General features: G+C 66.3%; 19 protein-coding genes and 1 pseudogene. All 20 read left to right on the forward strand.

Annotated elements, in window-relative coordinates:
• Nucleotides 1–33: 33 nt before the first annotated feature.
• The 20 genes and pseudogenes from pgsA to AC51GT_RS06070 all read left to right on the forward strand — a co-directional run bounded on the left by pgsA (nt 34) and on the right by AC51GT_RS06070 (nt 19,617).
• Nucleotides 34–696 (forward strand): phosphatidylinositol phosphate synthase, encoded by a 663-nt coding sequence (gene pgsA, locus AC51GT_RS05975; protein WP_496328180.1) that lies wholly within the window; start codon nt 34–36, stop codon nt 694–696.
• Nucleotides 693–1,613, forward strand: coding sequence for a phosphatidylinositol mannoside acyltransferase (locus AC51GT_RS05980; RefSeq protein WP_496328181.1), 921 nt, complete (start codon nt 693–695; stop codon nt 1,611–1,613). The genes pgsA and AC51GT_RS05980 overlap by 4 nt, the downstream gene beginning before the upstream one ends.
• A complete protein-coding gene (locus AC51GT_RS05985; RefSeq protein WP_496328182.1) occupies nt 1,610–2,734 on the forward strand; it encodes a glycosyltransferase family 4 protein in 1,125 nt (374 codons plus the stop codon). The genes AC51GT_RS05980 and AC51GT_RS05985 overlap by 4 nt, the downstream gene beginning before the upstream one ends.
• Nucleotides 2,731–3,225: pseudogene (locus tag AC51GT_RS05990) on the forward strand (LemA family protein); the annotation flags it as partial. The gene AC51GT_RS05985 and the pseudogene AC51GT_RS05990, both read left to right, overlap by 4 nt.
• A 139-nt stretch (nt 3,226–3,364) precedes the next feature.
• Entirely contained in the window at nt 3,365–4,291 is a 927-nt protein-coding gene (gene pdxS / locus AC51GT_RS05995) for a pyridoxal 5'-phosphate synthase lyase subunit PdxS (protein ID WP_496325163.1), read from the forward strand.
• 236 nt (nt 4,292–4,527) lie between these two features.
• On the forward strand, nt 4,528–5,337 hold the full coding sequence (locus AC51GT_RS06000) for a PP2C family protein-serine/threonine phosphatase (protein WP_496328183.1): 810 nt from the start codon (nt 4,528–4,530) through the stop codon (nt 5,335–5,337).
• Between the two features lie 8 nt (nt 5,338–5,345).
• A complete protein-coding gene (locus AC51GT_RS06005) occupies nt 5,346–6,074 on the forward strand; it encodes an FHA domain-containing protein (protein WP_496328184.1) in 729 nt (242 codons plus the stop codon).
• A 184-nt stretch (nt 6,075–6,258) separates the two neighbouring features.
• Nucleotides 6,259–6,714: a response regulator transcription factor gene (locus AC51GT_RS06010; protein ID WP_496328185.1), complete on the forward strand. Its 456-nt coding sequence runs from the start codon at nt 6,259–6,261 to the stop codon at nt 6,712–6,714.
• A 78-nt stretch (nt 6,715–6,792) separates the two neighbouring features.
• Nucleotides 6,793–7,644: an acyl-CoA thioesterase gene (locus AC51GT_RS06015; protein ID WP_496325159.1), complete on the forward strand. Its 852-nt coding sequence runs from the start codon at nt 6,793–6,795 to the stop codon at nt 7,642–7,644.
• Nucleotides 7,641–8,249 carry a pyridoxal 5'-phosphate synthase glutaminase subunit PdxT gene (gene pdxT, locus AC51GT_RS06020; RefSeq protein ID WP_496325158.1) on the forward strand — a complete coding sequence of 203 codons (609 nt, stop codon included), beginning with the start codon at nt 7,641–7,643 and terminating at the stop codon, nt 8,247–8,249. Before AC51GT_RS06015 ends, pdxT begins: the two co-directional genes overlap by 4 nt.
• A 69-nt stretch (nt 8,250–8,318) precedes the next feature.
• The gene (locus AC51GT_RS06025) at nt 8,319–9,077 is read left to right on the forward strand and encodes a YebC/PmpR family DNA-binding transcriptional regulator (protein WP_496325157.1); all 759 of its coding nucleotides are present in this window, start codon (nt 8,319–8,321) and stop codon (nt 9,075–9,077) included.
• Nucleotides 9,078–9,170: 93 nt separating this feature from the next.
• Nucleotides 9,171–9,740: a crossover junction endodeoxyribonuclease RuvC gene (ruvC, locus tag AC51GT_RS06030; protein ID WP_482139297.1), complete on the forward strand. Its 570-nt coding sequence runs from the start codon at nt 9,171–9,173 to the stop codon at nt 9,738–9,740.
• Nucleotides 9,737–10,333, forward strand: a complete 597-nt coding sequence (gene ruvA / locus AC51GT_RS06035) for a Holliday junction branch migration protein RuvA (protein WP_496325156.1) — start codon at nt 9,737–9,739, stop codon at nt 10,331–10,333. The genes ruvC and ruvA overlap by 4 nt, the downstream gene beginning before the upstream one ends.
• Before the next feature lie 13 nt (nt 10,334–10,346).
• Nucleotides 10,347–11,522: a Holliday junction branch migration DNA helicase RuvB gene (ruvB, locus tag AC51GT_RS06040; RefSeq protein WP_496328186.1), complete on the forward strand. Its 1,176-nt coding sequence runs from the start codon at nt 10,347–10,349 to the stop codon at nt 11,520–11,522.
• Nucleotides 11,523–11,635: 113 nt separating this feature from the next.
• On the forward strand, nt 11,636–12,049 hold the full coding sequence (yajC, locus tag AC51GT_RS06045) for a preprotein translocase subunit YajC (RefSeq protein WP_496325154.1): 414 nt from the start codon (nt 11,636–11,638) through the stop codon (nt 12,047–12,049).
• A 99-nt stretch (nt 12,050–12,148) separates the two neighbouring features.
• Complete coding sequence (gene secD / locus AC51GT_RS06050; RefSeq protein ID WP_496328477.1) at nt 12,149–13,741, forward strand: protein translocase subunit SecD; 1,593 nt, start codon at nt 12,149–12,151, stop codon at nt 13,739–13,741.
• Nucleotides 13,734–14,936 carry a protein translocase subunit SecF gene (secF, locus tag AC51GT_RS06055; protein ID WP_496325153.1) on the forward strand — a complete coding sequence of 401 codons (1,203 nt, stop codon included), beginning with the start codon at nt 13,734–13,736 and terminating at the stop codon, nt 14,934–14,936. The genes secD and secF overlap by 8 nt, the downstream gene beginning before the upstream one ends.
• Nucleotides 14,937–14,947: 11 nt before the next feature.
• A complete protein-coding gene (locus AC51GT_RS06060; protein ID WP_496328187.1) occupies nt 14,948–16,651 on the forward strand; it encodes an ABC transporter substrate-binding protein in 1,704 nt (567 codons plus the stop codon).
• Between the two features lie 26 nt (nt 16,652–16,677).
• A complete protein-coding gene (locus AC51GT_RS06065; RefSeq protein ID WP_496325151.1) occupies nt 16,678–17,238 on the forward strand; it encodes an adenine phosphoribosyltransferase in 561 nt (186 codons plus the stop codon).
• 36 nt (nt 17,239–17,274) lie between these two features.
• Nucleotides 17,275–19,617: a RelA/SpoT family protein gene (locus AC51GT_RS06070; protein WP_496328188.1), complete on the forward strand. Its 2,343-nt coding sequence runs from the start codon at nt 17,275–17,277 to the stop codon at nt 19,615–19,617.
• Nucleotides 19,618–19,670 lie beyond the last annotated feature (53 nt).

Genomic DNA, 19,670 nt, shown 5'->3' on the forward strand with positions numbered 1-19,670 from the left:
GACGATGTTTCCAATGGAGAGCGTGCTGAATCTATGTTGAGTGTGCTGGGTCGGGCGTCGGTGTCCAAGATCACCCTGCCGCTGGGGAAAGCGCTGATCAAGACCGGTCTGACACCTGATGCGATGACGATCATCGGCACCGTGGCCACGATCGCGGCCGCGGTGACGCTGCTGCCGATGGGCTACTTGTTCGTCGGGACGCTGGTGATCTGGCTCTTCGTGATGTTCGACATGCTCGACGGTGCGATGGCCCGGGCCCGCGGCGGCGGCACCAAGTTCGGTGCCGTGCTCGATTCCACCTGCGACCGGCTCGCCGACGGTGCCATCTTCGCCGGACTCGGCTGGTGGACCCTGGTGGAGGAACCGAGCAAGCCGCTATTCATCGCAACGATGATCTGCCTGGTCACCTCGCAGGTGATCTCCTACGCCAAGGCGCGTGCAGAGGCCAGCGGTCTCAACGGCGATGGCGGGCTGATCGAACGGCCGGACCGCCTGGTCATCGTGTTGGCCGGCACCGGCCTGACCGGCCTCGGATTGCCCTGGGCCATCCACATCGCGATGTGGGCACTGGCCGCGGGCAGCGTGATCACCGTTTTTCAGCGGATGTGGTCGGTGTACAAGTCGCCGGGAGCCACCGATCCGGTCCCCATCGCGGCCCCTTCGAAGGCACCGGAACCCGGCGGGCCGACGGAGTGACGGCGGTTGCCGAACGGCTCGCGGACCTCGGTTACGCGGCCGGATGGTCCCTGGTCAGACATCTGCCGGAAGGCCTGGCCCGCAGCATTTTCGACGGGGTGGGCACAGTCGCCGGCAGCCGTCGAGGTGGACCCGATCAGCTTCGCAAGAACCTGGCGCGGGTGTTGGGCTGTACACCCGAGCAGGTCCCCGACGACATGATGAAGGCCGCGATGCGGTCGTATGCGCGTTATTGGCGGGAGTCGTTCCGCCTTCCGTCCATGGATACGGCCGACGCGGCGGCCCGGGTGCACATGCCCGACGCCGATCGCGACCGGTTCATGACGGCCCTGGACAAGGGCAAGGGCCTGGTCTTCGCGCTGCCGCACACCGGCAACTGGGACATGGCCGGGGTCTGGCTCGTCCACTCGGTCGGCGAGTTCTCCACCGTCGCCGAGCGGCTCAAGCCCGAGTCGTTGTTCGAGCGGTTCGTCCGGTACCGGGAGAGCCTGGGCTTCGAGATCTTCCCGCTCAGCGGCGGGCAGGCCCCGCCCTATCAACAGCTCGCGGCCCGGCTTCGGTCCGGGGGTGTTGTCTGCTTGCTCGGTGAGCGCGATCTCGCCAAGCGCGGCGTCCCGGTGACGTTCTTCGGGGAACAGACCCGGATGCCGGCCGGCCCCGCCAAATTGGCGATCGAAACCGGGGCCGCGTTGATCGCGGCCCACCACTGGTTCACCGGATCCGACAGCTCCCAGGTCTCCTGTAGTGAGGTCATCGACACGTCCGGTGGGCTGCAGGCGACCACGCAGGCGTTGGCGGCGATATTCGAGACCAATATCGCTGCGCATCCCGAAGATTGGCACATGCTGCAACCCCTGTGGGAGGCTGACTGGTCGCAGAACCGGCGTCGCATGATCGAGGAGGGGAGCACCGAATGAAGATCGGCATGATCTGCCCGTACTCGTTCGACATCCCGGGCGGGGTCCAGGCCCACGTGATGGAACTCGCGCAGGTGTTCATCAACCGTGGACACATTGTCAGTGTGCTGGCCCCGGCGGGCCGGGGCACCGAGTTGCCGGACTACGTGGTGTCGGTCGGCGAGGCACTGGCGATCCCGTACAACGGCTCGGTGGCCCGACTGAACTTCAGTCCGAAAGCGTATGGGCGCCTGCGCAAGTGGCTGCGGGAACAGGAGTTCGACGTACTCCACGTCCACGAGCCCAACTCGCCAAGCATCTCGATGCTCTCGCTGATGGTCGCGCAGGGTCCGATCGTCACCACCTTCCACGCGGCGACCACGAAGTCGTTGTGGCTCAGTCTTTTCCAGGGGATTCTGCGGCCCTATCACGAACGCATCGCCGGTAAGATCGCTGTCTCCGAACTGGCCCGCCGGTGGCAGATGGAATCCCTCGGATCCGATGCGGTCGAGATCCCGAACGGGGTCCACGTGCGGTCTTTCTCCGATGCCGAGCCGTTCGAAGGCTATCCCCGCCGGGGCAAGACGATCCTGTTCCTCGGTCGCTACGACGAACCCCGCAAGGGGATGGACGTTCTGCTCGGGGCGCTTCCCGCGGTGGTCGCCCGGTACCCGGACGTGCGGGTCCTGGTGGTCGGCGGCGGTCACGAACGCACGCTGCGCGGCAAGGCCGGGGAGTACGCGGACCGACTGGTCCTGCTCGGTCAGGTCGACGACGAGACCAAGGCCCGCGCCCTGCGGTCGGCCGACGTGTACTGCGCGCCCAACCTGGGCGGCGAGAGTTTCGGCATCGTGCTGGTCGAGGCGATGGCCGCCGGCGCAGCTGTCGTGGCGAGCAAGCTCGACGCATTCCGCAGGGTCCTCGACGACGGACGCTGTGGAGTGCTGGTCGAGGTGGGCGACTCGGAAGAACTCGCCTTCGGCATCATTTCGGCCCTCGGCGACGACGCCAGTCGCTCCGCCATGGTCGGGCGCGCAGAGCAGCGCGCCGCACGGTACGACTGGTCGCAGGTCGCTGATCAGATCCTGCGGGTTTATGACACGGTCACGATCGGGGCCGGCAAGGTGGTAGTCGAAGAATGACGATTTCAGCTCTGACGATTCTGATCCTGGGAATCGTCGCGGTGGTGGTGCTGGCCGGGCTCGGCTGGTCCTACAAGACCGCGAACCGGCTCGACCGCCTGCATGTGCGGGTCGATCTGTCCTGGCAGGCCCTCGACGCGGCACTGGCCCGCCGCGCCGTGGTGGCGCGGTCGATCGGTGCCGGTCTCGGTGGTGACGGCAAAGCGCTGATCGCCGCGGCCGACCGGGCCGAAGGTGCACCCGTCGGCGAACGTGAAGACGCCGAGAACGTGGTCTCCGCCGCGCTGGCGCAGGTCGACAGCGCCTCGCTGCGCTCCCAACTGGTCACCGAACTCGCCGACGCCGAGACCAGGGTGATGATCGCCCGGCGGTTCTACAACGACGCTGTCCGCGACACGCTCGCGTTGCGAAACCGGCGCCCGGTGCGGTGGCTACATCTGGGCGGTACCGCCCCGCTCCCGACGTATTTCGAGATCGTCGAGCGCGCGGCGGCCTGAACTGCGACCCCCCGGCGCTGGATGGGCTGACGTCCCCCCCCGGGACCGGCACGTACCGAAATGCCCAGGGCATACACTGAACGTCCAGGACTTTACGGACTGTGTATCCACTAGTTGTGTAGGAGTAATAGACGTGAGCAGTGCTTCAGACCTTGGTTCTTCGGTGAGCCCGGAAGCTTCCGGCACCGGCACTGCGCGGGTCAAGCGTGGAATGGCCGAGATGCTCAAGGGCGGCGTGATCATGGACGTGGTCAACGCCGAGCAGGCCAAGATCGCCGAGGATGCCGGTGCTGTTGCCGTCATGGCTCTCGAACGCGTTCCCGCCGACATCCGGGCCCAGGGCGGAGTCTCCCGGATGAGTGACCCGGACATGATCGATTCGATCATCTCCACGGTCTCGATCCCGGTGATGGCCAAGGCCAGGATCGGCCACTTCGTCGAGGCCCAGATCCTGCAGAGCCTCGGCGTCGACTACATCGACGAGTCCGAGGTGCTGACCCCGGCCGACTACGCCAACCACATCGACAAGTGGCAGTTCACCGTTCCCTTCGTCTGTGGTGCCACCAATCTCGGTGAGGCGCTGCGCCGGATCACTGAAGGTGCCGGGATGATCCGGTCCAAGGGTGAGGCCGGAACCGGTGATGTCTCCAACGCCACCACCCACATGCGCAAGATGCGTGACCAGATCCGGTGGCTGACCTCGTTGCCCAAGGACGAGCTGTTCGTGGCCGCCAAGGAACTGCAGGCGCCGTACGACCTGGTTGTGGAGATCGCCGAGGCCGGCAAACTGCCGGTCACCCTGTTCACCGCCGGTGGTATCGCCACCCCGGCCGATGCCGCGATGATGATGCAGCTCGGCGCCGAGGGCGTGTTCGTCGGATCGGGCATCTTCAAGTCCGGTAATCCGGCTCAGCGCGCAGCCGCCATCGTGCAGGCCACCACCTTCTTCGACGACCCCGATGTGCTGGCCAAGGTCTCCCGCGGACTGGGCGAGGCAATGGTCGGTATCAATGTCGACGAGATCCCGGAGCCGCACCGCCTCGCAGAGCGCGGTTGGTGACCGGCGTCATCTGATCGAACGAGCGCTGCCTGGGCTGCCCGGCCGGCCGGAAAACCGGCCGGACCGCAGGTGACCGGGCTGTTTCTGCCGACACGCATGGTCAATTCACTGCGCCCGGCGGGTCGATTGTGGATGATCAGACCGGGCAAGGTTGCTGCGCCGGGCAGAAGAAGCTTTGACGTGGCAGATTGATACGTGTTGGCGCGCTCGACCAAAAGACCTGAAGGCGGAGCTCGATGAGCATGGAGACAACCGGGGCGGTTCGCGATGTAACCCGTAGCGGTACAGGTGAGTTCGGCCAGGTCTCGATCGCGTGGGCCGTTGTCAGCGACGTCGGTCTGCTGCGCGAGGCCAACGAGGACGCGGTTCTGGTGGCGCCCGGGATGTTTCTGGTAGCCGACGGCATGGGTGGGCACGACCGTGGCGAGCTGGCCAGTGAGGCGGCGCTGACGGCGCTGTCGGCCACCGCCATCAGCGGGATCAATCGCACGCGCGACTCGGTGGTCGAGATGCTCTCCGAGGCACAGCGGCAGATCGAGCGGATCGACACCGAGTCGGCCCGTCACGCGGGCACCACCATCACCGGTGCGTTGCTGGCCGACAACGACGGTGTGCCGCACTGGCTCGTCCTGAACATCGGGGATTCGCGGACCTACCGGTTCTCCGCGGGCCGTCTCGAACAGGTCACCGTGGACCACTCGCAGGTCCAAGAGTTGGTCGACGCGGGTTACCTGACCGTCGAACAGGCCCGGGTCGACCCGCGGCGCAACGTGATCACCCGTGCCCTCGGAGCCGGGATGGAACAAGAGGCGGACTTCTTCACCTTCCAGGTCGCGGTCGGTGACCGGATCCTGGTCTGCACCGATGGTCTGACCGGAGAACTCGCCGACAGCGTGATCGCGCAGATCCTGGCTGATCACACCGATCCCACCCAGGCCGCGACAACACTTGTCGAGGCGGCATTGGAGTCCGGCGGACGCGACAACGTGACCGTGGCGATCGCCGATGTCATGGCGGTCCCGGAACTTGTCGAACCCATTCGGTGAACGTGCCGATGAGCGCGCCGACGGAGTCGTTCGTCGACTACTGCGGCGAGCGGTACCCGCTCGACCCGGACGTACCGTTGCACATCGGCCGTGAAGCCGACCTGGACATCGATGACAACCCCTATCTGCACCGCAAGTTCCTGACGATCCATTTCGAAAAGGGTCTGTGGTGGTTGTCCAACGTCGGCTCGCATCTGTCGGCGGGTGTGGTCGCCGGGGAGGCGGGGTTCTCGGCCACTCTGGCGCCCGGTGCAAGTGTGCCGCTGATATCCGGGGTGACCGCGGTGGTGTTCTCCGCAGGCCCGACCACCTATGAACTCGACATCCATTCGGGCACAACTCCTCTGGTCACGCTGGATCCGCCGGCCGAACCGACGGGCAGCGGTGAGGCGACCATCGGCGTCGTCTCGCTGACGGAGAGTCAGAAGCTGCTCATCGTGGTCCTCGCCGAAGAGGTGCTGCGTCGCAACGGCACCGGGGCGAGCTCCATCCCGTCGTCGGCGCGGGCCGCCGAACGCCTCGGCTGGTCACTCACCAAGTTCAATCGCAAACTCGACAACGTCTGCGACAAGTTCGATCAGATCGGTGTCTCGGGGATGCGCGGTGGATCGGGTCATCTGGCCAGCAATCGCCGGGTCAAGCTCGTCGAATACGCGGTTGCCTCCCGGGTGGTGACCCGCGCCGACCTGCCGATGATCGAGGCCGAGGCCCGACGAAGCGGTGTGACGGGGAGCTGATCGCCCGCAAGTGTGCCCGATCGGGCACGCAATCGGGGTGTTCGCCGTGAAAAGGTGGTCTTACCTGCATCGATGGGGTGGGTAGTTCTCCCCATCGACCTTCTCCGGCAGCGGTTTTAGTGTTGTGACATTCCACAGCCGCGCCGCAGCAGCGAGATGGCCCACCACCTATCAGGAGATCGCGATGACCTTACTGCACAACACTTTTCACGCGCCGACCCGTCCACGCGTCGGCTATCGTCCGGCGACCCCGGCCCGGATGACCCGTGAAGAGGCGTTGGCCCGCCTGGCGCAGCGCACGATGCCACTTCCCGGCCGGCCGGCCGGCACCTGCACCACCCCGGGGGCCCCGACCTCACCGGCGCGCGCGGCCGCGGCGGGCTCGGCCGATGCGGCGTCGCCCACGGCGTACCCGAGGCCCAAGTTGTCGCAGCGCGAAGTCGAGGTTCTCCGGGCCTGGCTGAACCTGGACTCGAAATCGGCTGTGGCCGAATCACTCTTCATCTCGCTCGGCACCGTCAACACACACCTGGCCCGAATCCGGGTGAAGTACAACGAGGTCGGCCGCGGGGCATCGACCAAGGCGGCTCTGGTCGCTCGGGCGATCCAGGACGGGATCGTCTCCATCGACGATCTGTGAAGTAGCCCCCCGCGGGTGCGGGTGGTCGGCCTCTGACGCCACGTGGGCAATAATCGTGGTCAGAAAGGGGTCAACCACATGGCGATGATCGAAGAGATCCTCCAACTCGAGGAGATCGAGAAGGACATCTACCGGGGGCGCGTTCACGAGAGTTTCCTCGAACGCACCTTCGGCGGGCAGGTCGCCGGACAGGCGCTGGTGTCGGCCACCCGCAGTGTCGAGAACCGGTTCAACGTGCACTCGCTGCACGGCTACTTCCTTCGCGGGGGCAATCCGCTCGAACCGACGGTGTACCTCGTCGATCGGATCCGCGACGGCCGGTCGTTCTGCACGCGCCGGGTCACCGCCATCCAGGACGGCCTGGCGATCTTCACGATGTCGGCCTCGTTCCATGTCGAAGACCAGGGTTACGAACACCAGGACACGATGCCGCGGGTCAAGCGGCCCGAAGAACTCGTCGACCTGCTGACGGTCGACGACCCGGAACTCAAGGCGCCCTACCGCGAATGGGAGAACTTCGACGTCCGGATCGTTCCGCGCGAAGACCTGATCGGTAGCCGGGACCTCGCGGCGCAGCAGCAGGTGTGGTTCCGCTACCGCACCCCGCTGCCCGACGACCAGGTCTTCCATGTCTGCACCCTCGCGTACATGAGCGACATGACGTTGCTCGGTTCGGCGAAGGTCCCGCATCCCGATGAAGACGCGCAATTCGCCTCCCTCGACCACGCGATGTGGTTCCTGCGCCCGTTCCGCGCCGACGAGTGGCTGCTCTACGACCAGACGTCGCCGTCGGCCGGTGGTGGTCGTTCGTTGACCCAGGGCCGGATCTACGACCACCGGGGCGTGATGGTGGCCGCGGTGACGCAGGAGGGACTGACCCGGACCGGACGTCCGGTCCCGGCCGACCAGCACGCGAAGCGGCCGAGTTGAGCAGCGCACCCCGGATCGGCATCCTCGCCCTGCAAGGTGATGTCCGCGAACACCACGACGCGCTGACCAAGGCGGGGGCGCAGGCCTGTTCGATCCGCCGGCCCGCTGAACTCGACGAGATCGACGGACTCGTCATCCCCGGCGGCGAATCGACCACGATGAGCAAACTGCTGGTGATCCTCGAGCTGCTCGAGCCCCTGCGCAAGGCTCTGGCCGGTGGCCTGCCCGCCTACGGGTCCTGCGCCGGGATGATCATGCTCGCCAGCAACATCCTCGACACCCGACCCGATGCCCAGCACCTCGATGCCCTCGACATCACCGTGCGACGCAACGCTTTCGGGCGGCAGGTCGCCTCTTTCGAGACCGACCTCGAACTCGACGGCATCCCCGGTGGTCCGATGCGGGCGGTGTTCATCCGGGCCCCGTGGGTCGAGTCGACGGGCCAGGGCGTGCAGGTCCTGGGTACCGTCCCCGACGGCCCGGCCGCCGGCCGCGTGGTGGCGGTGCGTCAGGGCAATGTCCTGGCGACCTCATTCCATCCGGAGGTGACCGGCGATCTGCGGGTCCACGAGTACTTTGCCGAGATGGTCAGAAATACCCGCTGACACTGCGAGTAGGATCGATCCGCACCTCCACGCCAGAAGACCACAGCCGTACGAAAGGGGCCTGCGCCAATGAGCGGCCACTCCAAATGGGCCACCACCAAGCACAAGAAGGCGGTGGTCGATGCCAAGCGCGGCAAGATGTTTGCCAAGCTCGTCAAGAACATCGAGGTTGCGGCCCGCACCGGTGGCGGCGACCCGAGCGGTAACCCCACGCTGTACGACGCCATCCAAAAGGCGAAGAAATCGTCGGTGCCCAACGACAACATCGAGCGCGCCCGCAAACGTGGCGGCGGCGAAGAGGCCGGTGGGGCCGACTGGCAGAACATCACTTATGAGGGTTACGGCCCCAACGGTGTTGCGATCCTGATCGAATGTCTCACCGACAACCGCAACCGGGCCGCCACCGAGGTGCGCACCGCGATGAGCCGCAACGGCGGCAACATGGCCGATCCGGGTTCGGTGTCGTACCTGTTCGCGCGCAAGGGTGTGGTGACCCTGGAAAAGAACGGTCTGTCCGAGGACGATGTGTTGATGGCTGTTCTCGAAGCCGGTGCCGAAGAGGTCACCGATCTGGGAACCCAATTCGAGATCGTCAGTGAGCCAACGGATCTGGTTGCCGTTCGCACCGCATTGCAGGAGGCGGACATCGATTACGAATCAGCCGAGGCCAGCTTCCGCGCCTCGGTCGAGGTGCCGGTCGACGCCGAGGGTGCACGCAAGGTGTTCCGGCTGATCGACGCGCTCGAGGATTCAGACGACGTCCAGGACGTCTACACCAACATCGACATCAGCGACGACGTGCTCGCAGAACTCGAACAAGACGCCTGACCCGGCGTGTTGGTGCTCCGCCCTGTTCGACGCGGCCGCTAGGATATCGAACAGTTGTTCGTTTCTGGCGGTCGTTGTCGAAGGTGGAGATGCATGCGTGTGATGGGTGTGGACCCAGGATTGACCCGGTGCGGGATCGCGCTGGTTCAGTCCGGCTCCGGTCGCGCGGTGACCGCACTCGATGTCGACGTGATCCGCACGCCCCCGGACATGCCGTTGGAGAACCGGTTGCTCGCGATCCACACGGCCGCCGAGCACTGGCTCGATGTGCACAGTCCGGACGTGGTGGCGATCGAGCGGGTCTTCGCGCAGCACCAGGTCAGCACCGCGATGGGTACCGCGCAGGCCGGGGGAGTGATCGCGCTGGCCGCGGCCAAGCGGGGCGTCCCGGTGCGGTTCCACACGCCGAGTGAGGTGAAGGCCGCCGTCACCGGTAGTGGACGCGCCGACAAAGCCCAGGTCACCGCCATGGTGACCCGCATCCTGGGGATGCAGCAGGCGCCCAAACCGGCCGATGCCGCCGATGCGCTGGCGTTGGCGATCTGTCATTGCTGGCGGGGGCCCATCGCCGAACGCATGGAGGCGGCACAGGCCAAGGCATTGGCTCAACAAAAGGCGTATCGCGAGCGAGTCGCCCAGGCGAAGAAGGCGGCGGCGAGATGATCGCTTCGGTTCGTGGTCCGGTGGTCGACGTGGCACTCGACCATGTGGTCATCGATTGTGCCGGCGTCGGATACCAGGTCCTGGTCACCCCGACCACCGCCGGATCGGTGCGCCGGGGCGTCGAGGCCACCCTGCTCACGACGATGATCGTCCGCGAGGACTCGATGACGTTGTACGGCTTCACCGAACCCGATGCCAGGTCGTTGTTCACGTTGCTGCAGACGGTGACCGGGGTCGGCCCGCGGTTGGCGATGGCCACCCTCGCGGTCCTCGAACCGGAGGCCCTGCGTCAGGCGCTGGCCGACGGCGACACCAAGGCGTTGAGCACTGTGCCGGGCATCGGCAAGCGGGTCGCCGAGCGACTTGTGGTCGAACTGCGCGACAAGGTCGAGCGACCACATGCCGCTTCCGCCGGTGCATCCCCGATGTCGGGCTTCACGATTCGCGATCAGGTGTCCGAGGCCCTGGTCGGCCTCGGGTTCGCCGCGCCGCAGGCGGAGAAGGCCGTCATCGCGGTACTCGCCGACCAGCCCGATGCGAACTCGGCCACCGTGCTGCGGGCCGCGTTGGCGTCATTGGGTAAGACCAAGTGATGGGTGGCCCGACATGATCGGCCCGGACGACAGCAACTTCGGGGACGACGACCCGGCCGACGACCTCGGGACCGACGGTTTCGGTTCGGCGCCGGACGACTCCGGCAGTCGTACCGTGAACGCCGGACGCATCGCGGGCGACGGCGACCTCGACAACAGCCTCCGGCCGCGCAGCCTGGGCGACTTCATCGGGCAACCCCGGGTCTGCGAGCAACTCGAACTCGTGTTGCAGGCCGCTCGCGGACGCGGCGGGACACCGGACCACATCCTGCTCTCGGGGCCACCCGGGCTCGGCAAGACCTCACTGGCGATGATCATTGCCTCCGAGATGGGTGCGGCGCTGCGGGTGACGTCGGGCCCGGCACTCGAACGTGCCGGTGATCTCGCCGCGATGCTCTCCAACCTCGTCGAAGGCGATGTGCTCTTCATCGACGAGATCCACCGGATCGCCCGGCCCGCCGAAGAGATGCTGTACCTGGCGATGGAAGACTTCCGGGTCGACGTGATCGTCGGCAAGGGTCCCGGCGCCACGTCGATCCCGCTCGATGTCGCACCGTTCACGTTGGTCGGCGCGACAACCCGGTCAGGAGCCCTGACCGGGCCCCTGCGTGACCGATTCGGGTTCACCGCGCACATGGAGTTCTACGACACCGGGGAACTCGAGCGCGTCCTGAACCGCGCCGCGGGAATTCTCGACATCCCGATGCAGCCCGACGCCGGTGCCGAGATCGCCTCACGGTCCCGGGGCACGCCCCGCATCGCCAACCGGTTGCTGCGACGCGTCCGCGACTACGCGGAGGTGCGGGCCGATGGCGTGATCGACCTGGCCGTCGCGCGGGCGGCGCTGTCTGTCTATGACGTCGACGAACTCGGCTTCGACCGCCTCGACCGCGCTGTGCTCGCCGCCCTGATCAGGGGTTTCGGCGGCGGACCGGTCGGTGTGTCGACGCTTGCGGTGGCCGTCGGAGAAGAGCCCGCGACCGTCGAGGAAGTGTGCGAACCGTTCCTGGTGCGGGCCGGGATGATCGCCCGGACCCCTCGCGGCCGGGTTGCGACCGCCGCCGCGTGGCATCACCTCGGGCTGAACCCACCGGCAGGCGCGCTGAATGCGGGCTTCGGTGTCCGGGCCAGGGACGACGGCCCCGATGTGGTTTCGCTCTTCGACCCATCCGACGAGAACGGGCTCTGAAGAGCAGTTGGTCGACGCCGCATCTGGCGTGGAGCGGGGATGATGGCACACTGGTGAGTGATTGCGAGCACTTCTCGCGACCACGAATCACGAACAAGGACTGAACACACCTCATGGAATTGCTATTCCCCCTACTGCTGGTCTTCTTGGTCGGCATGATGTTCCTGTCTGTCCGCCGCCAGAAGAAGGCTGTGGCAGAAGCCAAAACCATGCAGGAATCCCTGCAGGTCGGCGTCCGCGTCCAGACCACGTCCGGTGTCTACGGCACCGTGGCCGGGCTGGCCGAAGGCACCGTCGATCTCGAGATCGCCGATGGTTGCGTGTCTCGTTGGAACCGTCTGGCCATCCGCGAGGTCGTCCACTCCGATGACCTCGCCGACAGCTACCCGGGTGTCGGTCTGATCGGCAGCAACGATGCCGAGATCGAGTACAACGGCATCCACGATGACGACGACCTGAGCAACTCCGACGGCGGCGACAAGAACGTCAGCCTGGAGAAGCCGCACGAAGACCAAGACAAAGCGTAAGTACGAAGCCCGCACCGGGGCGCCTCCGCCGGAGGTGTCGCGACACAACTGTGGTCGCGGCACGTACCGTGGCGGGCGCCCCTGCGGTGTGCATGGGGTATCTGGGACAACCGAGGAGACGTAGGCAGCGTGGCATCGTCGTCGAACCGTGAGGCACCGCCTATACGGTCTTTGATCGTCTTTTTCTTATTGATGATCGTGGTGTACGGGCTGGTGTTCTTCACCGGCAACCAAGATCCGACACCCAAACTGGGTATCGACCTACAAGGCGGTACCCGGGTCACACTGACCGCTCGTACTCCCGATGGCAGCGCGCCGAGCAAAGATCAGCTCGAGAAGGCAAAGCAGATCATCGAGCAGCGCGTCAACGGGCTCGGTGTCTCGGGTTCCGAGGTCGTCATCACCGGTGACAACCTGGTCATCACGGTGCCCGGCGACGACGGGCAGCAGGCGCGCACCCTGGGGCAGACCGCCCTGCTGTACGTGCGCCCGGTCGCCAGTGTCCAGGCAGCAACGCCCCAGCCGGCGGCGACCACCCCCGAAAACCAGACGCCGGAAGAGGCGATCGCCGAGGCGAAGAGGTTGCGGCAGGCTCCCGCCGACGCCGACACCACGGCTCTGACCCAGTACATGGCGCAGATGAACTGTGACCCTGCGGTTCCGGATCCGTTGCAGGGCAACGATGATCCCGATCAGTACCTGGTCACCTGCTCTGAGGACGGGACGCAGGTCTTCCTGCTCGAACCGCAGATCCTCAGGGGCAGTGACATCGACAAGGCCGAGGCAGGCACCACCCAGGGTGCCGGCGCCTGGATCGTCCGCCTGGACTACAAGGGCGGCGCCAGTGATCGGTGGGCGAGCTACACGGCCCAGAACATCGGCAAGGCGACGGCATTCACGCTCGACTCGAAGGTCGTCAGCGCCCCGCAGATCAACGGTGCCATCAGCGGCACCACCGAGGTCAGCGGCGACTTCACCCAGACCGAGGCGAAAGATCTCGCCAACGTCCTCAAATACGGATCGTTGCCGTTGTCGTTCGAGGCCTCCGATGCCGAGACGGTGTCGGCAACCCTGGGCTGGTCTTCGCTCAAGGCCGGCCTGATCGCCGGTCTGGTCGGGCTCGTGGCCGTCTTCATCTACGCGTTGCTGTACTACCGCATGCTCGGGATCCTGACCGTTGTCTCGCTCGTCCTGTCGGGCGTCATGGTCTACGGCATCATGGTCCTGCTCGGCCGGTACATAAACTTCTCGCTCGACCTCGCGGGTATCGCCGGTCTGGTGATCGGTATCGGTATGACCGCCGACTCGTTTGTCGTCTACTTCGAGCGAATAAAGGACGAGATGCGCGAGGGCCGGAGTTTCCGGTCCGCCGTGCCCCGTGGCTGGGCCCGCGCGAAGCGGACGATCTGGTCCGGTAACGCGGTGTCCCTGATCTCGGCCGCGGTGCTGTACTTCCTGGCGATCGGTGACGTCCGCGGGTTCGCGTTCACACTCGGCCTCACGACCATCCTCGATGTCGCGGTGGTGTTCATGGTGACGTATCCGCTGGTGGTCTACGCATCACGTTCGAAGTTCTTGTCCAAGCCCTCTGTCAATGGTCTGGGCGCGGTCTCCGAGGTGGCGCGCGAGCGCCGCAACGCTGCCGCGGCGGATCGTCCGACTTCGACCTCAGGAGGAGTGCGCAATGGCTGAGGTCGATCGCCTGGCACCCACGAGTGACGCGAACTTCGTCGCGGCCACCAACCGTTCTGCGCTCTCCCGTCTCTACACCGGTACCGGCGCCTTCGAGATCGTCGGACGGCGCAAGATGTGGTACCTGGTCACGCTGGTGCTGGTGATCATCTCGCTGGCCAGTCTCGGTATCCGCGGTTTCACGCTCGGGATCGACTTCGAGGGCGGCACTCAGATCTCGCTCCCGATGTCGAGTGAGGTGAGCACCGAAGACGTCGAGGATGTCTACACCGACGCCATGGGCAGCGCCCCCGAATCGGTGCAGACCGCCGGTTCGGGTTCGAGCAAGACGGTGCAGATCCGCACCGAGACCCTCGACGCGCAAGAAGTGGTCAAGGTCAACACCGCGCTGGCCGAGGCGTTCGATCTGGCGCCGAACGATGTGAGCTCGTCGGAGGTCAGTTCCACCTGGGGTGGTGAGATCACCGAGAAGGCGATCATCGCCCTGATCGTCTTCCTGGTGATCGTGACGGTGTACATCGCCATCCGTTTCGACCGGGAGATGGCCCTGGCGGCGATGGCCGCCCTGATCTTCGACATCATCACCACCGCCGGGATCTATTCGCTGGTCGGATTCGAGGTGACCCCGGCGACCGTGATCGGCTTCCTCGCGATTCTGGGCTTCTCGCTCTACGACACGGTGGTGGTCTTCGACAAGGTCGAGGAGAACGTCCGAGGGGTCACGCACACGACCCGCCGAACGTACGCCGAGCAGGCGAACCTCGCGGTGAACCAGACCCTGATGCGGTCCATCAACACCACAGTCATCTCGGTGTTGCCGGTGCTCGCGCTGATGATCGTCGCGGTCTGGTTGCTCGGTGTCGGAACACTGAAGGATCTTGCGCTGGTCCAGATGGTCGGTGTGATCACCGGAACGTACTCGTCGCTCTTCTTCGCCACTCCGTTGCTGGCGACGTTGAAGGAACGTCGCAAGGACATCGGGGCACACACCCGCAAGGTGCTGGCCCGACGCGCCGAGCGTGAGGAGCGAGCCGGTGTCGTCGCCGACGCGGACACCGCTGTCGCCGGGTCGGCAACGACGGGATCGGCGACCACCCTGACCAAGTCCACTCCGGCCACCAGGCGTGCGGCCCGTCCCGGAAGCACTCCGGAGCCAGGGGCGCGTCCGTCCGGTAAGCGCAGGCGCAAGCACTAACCTCACGGTTGATGAGAATCCGCGGGCTCCTGGCAATGGCAATCGCCGGGATGTGTGTACTGGGATCGGTCAGCGCCTGCTCCGATCCGCCTGCGGAGACCGTGAACTACGTCATCGATGGTGCGGTGACGACCTATAACCCGAGTTCGCTGGGTGGGTCCACCGAGGGCGCCCTGATGGCGCTGTCGCGAGTGCTTCCCGGTTTCAGCTATCTGGGCCCCGACGGCAGTGCGCTCGCGGACACCGACATCGGTACCTCCGTCGTCGCCGACAGCGACGACGGAGGTCTGGTCGTCCGATACCAGATCAACCCGCAGGCGGTCTACAGCGACGGGGTCCCGTTGACCTGTGACGCGTTGATGTTGGCCTGGGCGGCGCACAACGGCGCGGTCGGGGACTTCGACGTGGCCAGCACCGCCGGGTATCGCGACATCGAGAACATCGACTGCCGACCGGGAGCCCGGACGGCGATGGTCACCTTCAAACACGGTCGCGCATACAAGGACTGGAAGTCGCTCTTCGGCGCCGGCACCCTGCTGCCGCCGCAGGTGATCACCCAGCAGATGGGTGTGCCGTCCGTCGTCGACGTCATCAACGGCTCCGATCCGCAGGCCAGGGCCGAACTCGCAAGGGTATGGAACGCGGCGTGGCCGTTGGTGCCGGGTGAGGTCGAGGCCGACCGATATCCGGCGCTGGGGCCGCTGCGTGTCGAGGAGTACACCCCCGAGGGCGGATTGGTCCTGGTGGCGAACGAGCGTTGGTGGGGTGACGAGCCGGCGACACCCCGGGCCACCGTCTGGCCACGGCGGACCGAGATGACGGAGAAGATCGCCGGCGGCGATGGCGGTTCGATCGATGTGCTCGACATCGCGGCCGGGACCTACGGGGTCGACCCCGCCCCGCGCCGACCGGGGAAGCCCGAACCGATCGTTCCCGGTTCGGTGGTACCCGCCTCGTCACTCGGTGTCGAACGTCTTGTCTTCTCCGGCGACGGTGTGTTCGCCGACCCCGCTGTCCGGCGGGCTTTTGCCGCGTGTGTTCCGCGCGACAGCATGGCTCGCGAGTTCGGTCGGGGAACACCGGTGGTCAACAATCACATCCTAGGTCCGGACGATCTGTTGTCCGAGGCGGTGAACGCACAGTTCGGCGGACGGTACCTGCGGGCCGAGCCCGATCGGACCCGCGCGGAACTGGCCTCCGCCCGCCCCGGGATGCCGCCGTTGGCCGTACGGATCGGCTATGTCGCGCCGGATGGTCGGCGGGCCCAGATGGTCGCCGCCATCGCCGCGAGCTGTGGACGTGCCGACGTGACCGTCACCGACACGGCGGGTCCCGATGTGGGTCCGGGGAGTCTGGGGGGCGACGTCGATGTGCTGATCACCGCCTCCGGCAACGGATTCGCGGCCACCGGGGCAGCCGACCCGACCCGCGACAGTTACGCGTTCGTGCGCGGCGAACCGATCAACGTCGGGCGATACGACAACAGTCGGGTATCGGCACTGATCGGCCAGCTCGCGGTAACCGTTCCGCCCGGCGGCCGACTGCCGCTGCTGCGGGAGATCGAGACACTGCTGTGGCGGGACATGCCGGTGCTGCCGCTGTTCGTGGAGGCACGTACCCGGCTCGCGGGGGACAATGTGAACAATGTGGTGATGGGGATGTCCAGAACGGGCTCGGGCTGGAACATCGACCGCTGGCTGTTGACCGACAGCTGATCAAAACGAGATTGAGGAAGCACCAGATGGACAGCAAGGCCCCGATCGGCCACGACGCTCTCGCGGCGATCGAGCGACTCACCCGCAGGGTGGCCGACTTCCCGTCTCCGGGAATCCAATTCAAGGACCTCTCGCCGGTGCTGGCCGACCCCGAGGGACTGCGTGCGGTGATCACCGGGCTGGCCGCCGGTGGCGCCGACGGCGTCGACCTGGTGGCGGGAATCGATGCCCGCGGATTTTTGTTGGGATCAGGTGTTGCACTTCACCTCGGTACCGGCGTGCTGGCGATGCGTAAGGCAGGCAAACTGCCCCCGCCCGTGCTGACCGAGAGCTACTCACTCGAGTATGGATCCGCCAGCCTGGAGATCCCGGCCGACGGACTCGACCTGTCCGGGCGTCGCGTGCTCGTCATCGACGACGTCCTGGCCACCGGTGGGACCGTGATCGCCGCGGTGAAACTGCTGCAGCAGGCAGGTGCGATCCCGGTGGCGATCGCGGTGGTGATGGAACTCGAAGGACTCGGCGGCCGGGAGGCCGTCACCGGTGCCTGCGCCGGAGTCGCCCTCTCGGCGCTGGCTCCGGGCTGAGACGACTAGGCTTGATTCGACAAACGGAGGTGACAGATGGCTGACGAAGCTCCCCGGGCTGCATCGGTGACCACCGGTGAGAAAGAGTCCGAGGCGAAGACCGGAGGTGCCGCGGTATCGACGTCGGCGTCGCGGCGGGTGCGTGCCCGCCTGGCCCGTCGGATGACGGCGACCAAGAGTTCGATCAGGCCCGTTCTGGAGCCCCTGGTCGCCCTCCATCGCGATGTTTACCCCAAAGCCGACGTTCATGTGCTGCAGCGGGCCTACGACACCGCAGAGGCGCGCCACAGCGGTCAGTTCCGAAAGTCCGGTGACCCGTACATCACGCACCCGCTTGCGGTGGCGACGATCCTCGCCGACCTCGGGATGGACACCACCACCTTGGTGGCGGCGTTGCTGCACGACACCGTCGAGGACACCGGGTACTCGCTCGAGGAGCTCTCCGACGACTTCGGGCAGGAGGTGGCGCATCTCGTCGACGGTGTGACCAAACTCGACAAGGTCGCCTTGGGCAATGCCGCGGAGGCCGAGACCATCCGCAAGATGATCATCGCGATGGCCCGCGACCCGCGGGTGTTGGTGATCAAGGTGGCCGACCGGCTGCACAACATGCGGACGATGCGCTTCCTGCCGCCCGAGAAGCAGGCCCGCAAGGCGCGCGAGACCCTCGAGGTCATCGCCCCGCTGGCACATCGCCTGGGCATGGCGACGGTCAAGTGGGAGCTCGAGGACCTGGCCTTCGCGATCCTGCACCCGAAGCGATACGAGGAGATCGTCCGGCTCGTCGCCGACCGGGCACCGTCGCGGGACACCTATCTGGCCCGGGTGCGGGCCGACATCATCAAATCGCTCGAGGGTTCGCGCATCACGGCAACCGTGGAGGGCCGGCCCAAGCATTACTGGTCGATCTACCAGAAGATGATCGTCAAGGGTCGCGAGTTCGACGACATCCACGACCTGGTCGGGATGCGCATCCTGTGCGACGACCTCCGGGACTGTTATGCCGCTGTGGGCGTGGTGCATTCGCTCTGGCAGCCGATGGCCGGACGGTTCAAGGACTACATCGCGCAGCCCCGATACGGGGTCTACCAGTCGCTGCACACCACGGTGATCGGTCCCGAGGGCAAGCCGCTGGAAGTCCAGATCCGGACCCGCGACATGCACCGCACCGCCGAGTTCGGCATCGCGGCGCACTGGCGGTACAAGGAGACCCGGGGCAAGAACGGTGCCAAGGCCGGGTCGGAGGCCGCGGAGATCGACGACATGGCGTGGATGCGCCAGTTGCTCGATTGGCAAAGGGAGGCAGCCGATCCCGGCGAGTTCCTCGAATCGCTGCGGTACGACCTGGCGGTCAAGGAGATCTTTGTCTTCACCCCGAAGGGTGATGTGATCACCCTCCCGATGGGGTCGACCCCGGTCGACTTCGCCTACGCGGTGCACACCGAGGTCGGTCACCGCTGCATCGGCGCGAGGGTCAACGGTCGGCTCGTCGCACTCGAACGCAAGCTCGAGAACGGTGAAGTGGTCGAGGTTTTCACCTCCAAGGCGGCAACGGCCGGTCCGTCGCGGGACTGGCAGAGCTTTGTCGTCAGCCCTCGGGCCACGGCCAAGATCCGGCAATGGTTCGCCAAGGAGCGTCGTGAGGAGGCACTCGAGTCCGGCAAGGACGCGATCGCCAAAGAGGTTCGCCGCGGCGGGCTTCCGATCCAGCGACTGCTCAACAGTGACTCGATGAGTGCGATCGCGAGCGAACTGCGGTTCGCCGATGTCTCGGCGCTGTATGCCGCCGTCGGCGAGGGCCATGTGTCGGCACGACATGTGGTCAGCCGTCTGGTCGCGCAACTCGGTGGACTCGAGGACGCGCAGGAGGCGCTGGCCGAACGGTCGACGCCCTCGACCATGCCGTCGCCGGTCCGTCAGACCGGTGACGCCGGCGTGGTCGTCCCCGGTGCCGACGGCGTGCTCGCCAAACTGGCCAAATGCTGCACCCCGGTCCCGGGCGACGAGATCATGGGCTTCGTCACCCGCGGCGGCGGGGTCAGCGTGCACCGCACCGACTGCACCAACGCGGGATCGCTGCGCGAGCAATCCGAACGGATCATCGACGTCAAATGGGCGCCGTCACCGTCGTCGGTCTTCCTGGTCGCGATCCAGGTCGAGGCGCTCGACCGGTCGCGGTTGCTCTCGGACGTGACCCGGGTCCTCGCGGATGAGCGGGTCAACATCCTGTCCGCCTCGGTGACGACCAGTCGCGATCGGGTGGCGATCAGCAAGTTCACGTTCGAGATGGGCGATCCCAAACACCTTGGGCACGTACTCAATGTGGTGCGCAACGTCGAAGGCGTCTACGACGTCTATCGGGTCACCTCGGCCGCCTAGAGCCGGAATCCGGCGTCAACCGAACAAGAAACCCGGCCGTCCCTTCGGGGGCG

It is taken from the genome of Williamsia sp. z34 (genome assembly GCF_059553395.1).

Coding starts and splice junctions, on each gene's coding strand:
- secF (WP_496325153.1), top strand. CDS start 13,734: ATGGCTGAGGTCGATCGCCTGGCACCCACGAGTGACGCGAACTTCGTC.
- AC51GT_RS06005 (WP_496328184.1), top strand. CDS start 5,346: ATGAGCGCGCCGACGGAGTCGTTCGTCGACTACTGCGGCGAGCGGTAC.
- AC51GT_RS06015 (WP_496325159.1), top strand. CDS start 6,793: ATGGCGATGATCGAAGAGATCCTCCAACTCGAGGAGATCGAGAAGGAC.
- ruvB (WP_496328186.1), top strand. CDS start 10,347: ATGATCGGCCCGGACGACAGCAACTTCGGGGACGACGACCCGGCCGAC.
- AC51GT_RS06060 (WP_496328187.1), top strand. CDS start 14,948: ATGAGAATCCGCGGGCTCCTGGCAATGGCAATCGCCGGGATGTGTGTA.
- AC51GT_RS06025 (WP_496325157.1), top strand. CDS start 8,319: ATGAGCGGCCACTCCAAATGGGCCACCACCAAGCACAAGAAGGCGGTG.
- AC51GT_RS06065 (WP_496325151.1), top strand. CDS start 16,678: ATGGACAGCAAGGCCCCGATCGGCCACGACGCTCTCGCGGCGATCGAG.
- AC51GT_RS06070 (WP_496328188.1), top strand. CDS start 17,275: ATGGCTGACGAAGCTCCCCGGGCTGCATCGGTGACCACCGGTGAGAAA.
- AC51GT_RS06000 (WP_496328183.1), top strand. CDS start 4,528: ATGAGCATGGAGACAACCGGGGCGGTTCGCGATGTAACCCGTAGCGGT.
- yajC (WP_496325154.1), top strand. CDS start 11,636: ATGGAATTGCTATTCCCCCTACTGCTGGTCTTCTTGGTCGGCATGATG.
- AC51GT_RS06010 (WP_496328185.1), top strand. CDS start 6,259: ATGACCTTACTGCACAACACTTTTCACGCGCCGACCCGTCCACGCGTC.
- pgsA (WP_496328180.1), top strand. CDS start 34: ATGTTGAGTGTGCTGGGTCGGGCGTCGGTGTCCAAGATCACCCTGCCG.
- AC51GT_RS05985 (WP_496328182.1), top strand. CDS start 1,610: ATGAAGATCGGCATGATCTGCCCGTACTCGTTCGACATCCCGGGCGGG.
- ruvC (WP_482139297.1), top strand. CDS start 9,171: ATGCGTGTGATGGGTGTGGACCCAGGATTGACCCGGTGCGGGATCGCG.
- ruvA (WP_496325156.1), top strand. CDS start 9,737: ATGATCGCTTCGGTTCGTGGTCCGGTGGTCGACGTGGCACTCGACCAT.